General features: G+C 57.0%; 3 protein-coding genes and 2 pseudogenes. 1 reads left to right on the top strand and 4 read right to left on the bottom strand.

What is annotated here, in order from left to right; translation table 11 throughout:
• The 3 genes and pseudogenes from ACFFII_RS08395 to ACFFII_RS08385 all read right to left on the bottom strand — a co-directional run.
• The coding region (locus tag ACFFII_RS08395) for a hypothetical protein (protein WP_377698441.1) at positions 1 to 121 on the bottom strand (121 nt) is incomplete at its 3' end.
• Between the two features lie 238 nt (positions 122 to 359).
• Complete coding sequence (locus ACFFII_RS08390; protein ID WP_377698440.1) at positions 360 to 1205, bottom strand: replication initiation protein; 846 nt, start codon at positions 1203 to 1205, stop codon at positions 360 to 362.
• Positions 1206 to 1691: 486 nt separating this feature from the next.
• Positions 1692 to 1931, bottom strand: a pseudogene (locus tag ACFFII_RS08385) (integrase core domain-containing protein); the annotation flags it as partial.
• Between the two features lie 80 nt (positions 1932 to 2011).
• Here ACFFII_RS08385 and ACFFII_RS08380 point away from each other — a divergent pair.
• Complete coding sequence (locus ACFFII_RS08380) at positions 2012 to 3046, top strand: IS110 family RNA-guided transposase (RefSeq protein ID WP_377698439.1); 1035 nt, start codon at positions 2012 to 2014, stop codon at positions 3044 to 3046.
• Between the two features lie 248 nt (positions 3047 to 3294).
• On the opposite strand, the pseudogene ACFFII_RS08375 reads toward ACFFII_RS08380, so the two are convergent.
• A pseudogene (locus tag ACFFII_RS08375) lies at positions 3295 to 3552 on the bottom strand (transposase); the annotation flags it as partial.
• Positions 3553 to 4729: the final 1177 nt, after the last annotated feature.

The following is a 4729-nucleotide window of genomic DNA, read 5'->3' as shown; positions in this document are numbered from 1 at the left end:
TGCCGTCGCCCCTGAAATACCGGCCGGCCGCCGCGCCCAGGCGCAGCGCCATCTCGGCCGTCATTGGGTGGCTGTTGGCGCGCCCGCGCACGCCGTCGGTGCCGAAAAGAGATCTGGACATAGGATGATCTTCTGAAGTGATTAAGCTGAGTGATCTTGTCTTAGCCGGAGTCGAAGCGAGAGTGAAGGCAATAATATAACCAGAACTGCGAGTGATCTTACAAACAGCGCAGAGAGCAATGAACACCAGCCATTTATTATCGGATTTACCAATCCTGAGCTAAGGTCCTAAAATAAAACCATCTTTTATCTCGCCTTATCTTAGCTAAGGCGAGATTGCTATTGCCATTATCGCAACGCTATGATTGATCAAATTCGCAGAGAAGAGATGAAAATTCAGCGTCAAATAGGCCGCCCTGATTTTCTTTTTGCCCTTCCCATTGGGACTTTTGTTCATCTACTGTCTTGATCCACCAGAATAAACGCAGCTTTGCTACCTTCCTGCCTTGCTTCTCTACCACGTCAATGCGGCACGAGAAGGGCGCAAGAGCGTTCACCTCTGCAACAGCTGGCTCGATAGCCTTCCGGCGAAGAGCAGCGAAGGGAACGAGCTTACCATGCGGAACACCCAGATAGTCGCGTAGCTCCTCAGGCTCGAAATCATTGTAAAACACATGCTTCATGCCGATCCGCTTGGCGATTATCTCGTAAAGCGCCATCCCGTACTTCGTCCCGAAGCCGTGGAGGATTTGCATCTCAAGCCGGGCAAAGATCTGACTGTCGCGCAGGATCGGCAATAGTTTGGGATGAAGTTCATAAGTTAGCATCGTTGCGACGCCAGGGCCAAACTTCTCCACATCGGTAGGACCCAAGAGATGGACATTGCGCGTTGACCCATCGGACATACGGACCCGCACAACGGTCTGCATCAGACTCAGGATTGCCTCTGTAACACGATCGTTAGAGGTGTGGTTGCCGCGCAGTTCAGAGAAGGGGATGCGAAATTCGCGGCCTTCGGACGCCATATCCGGACCGAAGGCGTTGGAGAGCAGTTGATTGTAAATCCTGCGAGCGGCCAGCGTGATCTTCTCGCCGCCCCGGATTTCAATAAGCTCTGCAGGCTTGATGACTTCGCCACGTCGCTGGAACGCCTTGAGGGTTCCACCCGTGCTATTGTGACTTTTGGGGCGAGGTTCGTTGCGCATGTACTGTGACCTGGGCTTTCTACCGTGTCACAGTACGGCCAACCCTGCCTCTTTGTAAGCCCATCACCCAAGGCTTCTCTGAGGCTCACCTTACCTCGCCCCAAAAGTCACCTTACCTCGCCCCAAAAGTCACCTTACCTCGCCCCAAAAGTCACCTTACCTCGCCCCAAAAGTCACTTTAAAGCTGTTTTATTGTTTAAAATCAATATGTTGCACGGACATAAAAAGGAAGAAATATAAGAAAAAAGAAAACCCCAAGAGTGTCCGTCGTCAGATGATTTGAGGCCGCCGGCGTTGCTGAGGAACGGAAGGTCTGGTCCCTCTGGGGTTAAGGTCAGGCGGCGCGGGCGTGGTGCTGCAAGCGCCGTTGGGTGAGGGTCTGTTTCTTGATCCGCGCCCGCTCGGCCAAGATGGGCTCGCCCCCACCGAAGCAGCCATCTGGACTTGCCCAACTATTGTGGAGAGCGTTTAGCTCACTTCCTGTGTCTTTCGTTCGAATGCGATGGGGCTCTGGAAGCCGAGCGATGAATGCCGCCTGACGGGGTTATGGAACCCGTCGATGTATCTGGCGACGGCGCTTTCGGCCTGCTGGCGGTATTGCCAGGCGACCGGCCAGATCAGCTCCGACTTGATGGTCTTGAAGAACGTTTCCACCATCGCGTTGTCGTAGCAGTTCCCGCGCCCGCTCATCGAGATCAGGATGCCGCGTTTCCGGAGCAGGGCCTGAGGCGTTGATGATGGGCTGGGTAGCCCCTCCTGACGGCACTTGTGCCACTGTGGTCCGGACGGATCAGGAGGGTATGGCTATGAATGAAGTATCGATCATCGGCGTCGACCTGGCCAAGCAGGTCTTTCAGCTGCACGGTGCCACGGCCGAGGGCGAGGTCGTGTTCCGCAAGAAGTTGTCGCGCAAGCAGTTTGTCGCCTTCATGCGAGTGCAGCCCGGGTGCTGCGTCGCGATGGAAGCATGCGCCACGGCCCACCACTGGGCACGAACCTTGATGGATCTGGGGCACGAGGTGCGTCTGATCGCCCCCAAGTTCGTCAAGCCGTATGTGAAGAACCAGAAGAACGACATGGCGGACGCCGAGGCGATCACAGAGGCCGCCAGTCGGCCGACGATGCGCTTTGTCGAGGTGAAGATGCCGGAGCAGCAGGGGCTGGGCATGATCTTCAGATTGCGGGATCTGCTGGTCGGGCAGCGGACGCAGACGGTCAATGCCCTGCGCGGCCATCTCGCCGAGTTCGGGCTGGTCACTGGCAAGGGGCGAGAGAATGTCGACCGGCTGCGGTCCGCCCTGGAGCGGGACGAGGAAGCCGCGGATCTCCCTGCTGCAGTTCATCACATGGCGCAGATCTGCTTCGCCCAGATCGATGACCTGTCCCGGCGCATCGCGGAACTTGACGTCCAGATCGCGGCGGCCAGTCGGCGCTCGCGGTTCTCTGCGCGTCTGCAGACGATGCCGGGCGTCGGTCCCATCACCTCGATGGCGCTGGCCGCCTTTGCGCCGCCAATGGAGAGTTTCCGGCAAGGGCGCGACTTCTCGGCCTGGTTGGGGCTTGTGCCCAGACAGCACTCCAGCGGCGGCAAGCAAAGGCTCGGGCGCACGAGCAAGTCCGGCCAGCGCAACATCCGGCGCCTGCTGATCATCGGCGCGATGGCGGTGATTTCCGGAGCCAAGGCTCGGCCGCCGGCGGAGAGCTCGTGGCTGGGCCGTATCCTGGCCCGGAAGCCGAGAATGCTGGCGGCAATTGCACTGGCGAACAAGATGGCCCGCATGATCTGGGCCATGATCACGAAGGATGAAGAGTTTCGAGGGGGACCGCTTCTGGCGCATTGAGAAACCAGAAGCCCTACCTCGGAAGTGCGGGAGAAGCTGAAGCTGTATGAAATCGATCGAACAGATCAGGGCCGGGAAAATCAGTGTCACATGGAGAGCTTCGAGCTCGGTCTGATGTTTTGATCCTGACCCGCGGATCCCATACCGGCCAAGGGCCATGCGCCCCGAGAAAAGGCCTGACACATGGACGCATTCGATCGTATCATCGCTAAAGGCGTCAGCCCGCTAAACCCGGGGCTACCCACACATGATGTGACCGCCCGGGCAGTGTCGCCCGCCAGACGGCGCTTGCCAGCTTCCAGGAACTCCTTGGACCAGCCGTAGTACATCGAGCTGCTGATGCCCTCACGCCGGCACAGCTCGGCGATGCTGTCCTCCCCGCGCAGGCCTTCCAACACGATGCGGATCTTCTCCTCGGCGGAGAACTGGCGCCTGGCGGCGCGCCGGATGTCCTTCAGGACGGCCTCAGCAGGAGCCTTCTTCGTCGGCCCGGATATCTGCTTCATCTTCGCTCCTTGGCGGTTGCGATGAACCAGATACCCTCCTCTAACAAAACAACCCAGTCTGCCTCATGGGCGCTGATCCGGGACAGGGGCATGAAAGATCGACGACATTCGGCGAGACCGTAGCCTGTATCTCCTGATGGCACTTATTCCCAATCCAATCAGTCCGCCGACCAGATACGCCAACAGAACAACTGGGGCGGACATGCCTAACAGCAGGGCAAGTACCACCAAGGTAAACGAGCCAAGGAAGCCTCCGCGTATGAGATGTGCACTCTCGCCGAGAGGCGCATACTCTGCCAAGATGACTGTCTGAATGACGGCCCCTATACAGATCAGGAAGGGTGAGTGCTGTACGACCTTTCTGACAGGCAGAATAACACGCTCGTCAGTTCCTTCGTCACGAGCAACGATCTCTCCGCCGGCTTGGTTGAGCGCACGGTATACCTTTCCGGTTGAGAGACAGCGAACTCTCTTGCCAACCAAGTTTTGCACAATCGTTCCCGTCCAGCGAGCATCTTCCAACCTAAGGTAGATATAATAGCATGGACTTGCAAGCAAGGGTGGAGTTCCAGTTCATCCAGCGCCCGAAACCTCCTAGTTCGAACAGTACTTGCTAAACAAACAGCTATGTCTGAAGCTACTCTCTAGATATGAGTGAATCCGGCTCTGGTGTTCGGGGTCATGAGGTTGAAAATTTTTACGAGTTATAACTTTTTTCTCCAAGAAACAAGGGTGGTCTCTCTCAAGATCGCCCTTGTTCTGAGCCTCGGGTTTCTACTCCCTATGGCGATGTTGTGCCAAGAAATCGAGCGTCGGTATCAGATCAGCCGATATAAGGGCTCGATGGACAGAGGTGTGTCTGCACATCCCAGTCGGCTTGTCCGCAAAATGTATGTCTTTGTGAAATTATCCGGACTCTCCGAGTTCTCAGCGTTCCTGCTCTCTCCTGCCGGGTGCGGGAAGAGGCACAAAGCCAGCTATGTGCCGGAGCAGTCTCCTTCCTTGATGAGCACATCTTGTGACACCTAAAAAACTGGCTCTCGTGCTTTGAGAGCCCATGAGCCGGCCCCTTGCCCCTCTAATCTATGAGGGACGATTGCGCCGTTGCTGGCGAGTGGCCTGCTGCCGGTTTCGTGGACACGAAGATAAGATCGTGACCAAGGGACTGGAGATCACA

The sequence above is a fragment of the Paracoccus niistensis genome (assembly GCF_042432925.1).
GTDB lineage: Bacteria > Pseudomonadota > Alphaproteobacteria > Rhodobacterales > Rhodobacteraceae > Paracoccus > Paracoccus niistensis.
The sequence above is the reverse complement of the archived record's forward strand: the minus strand, read 5'-3'. Positions and strand labels throughout refer to the sequence as shown.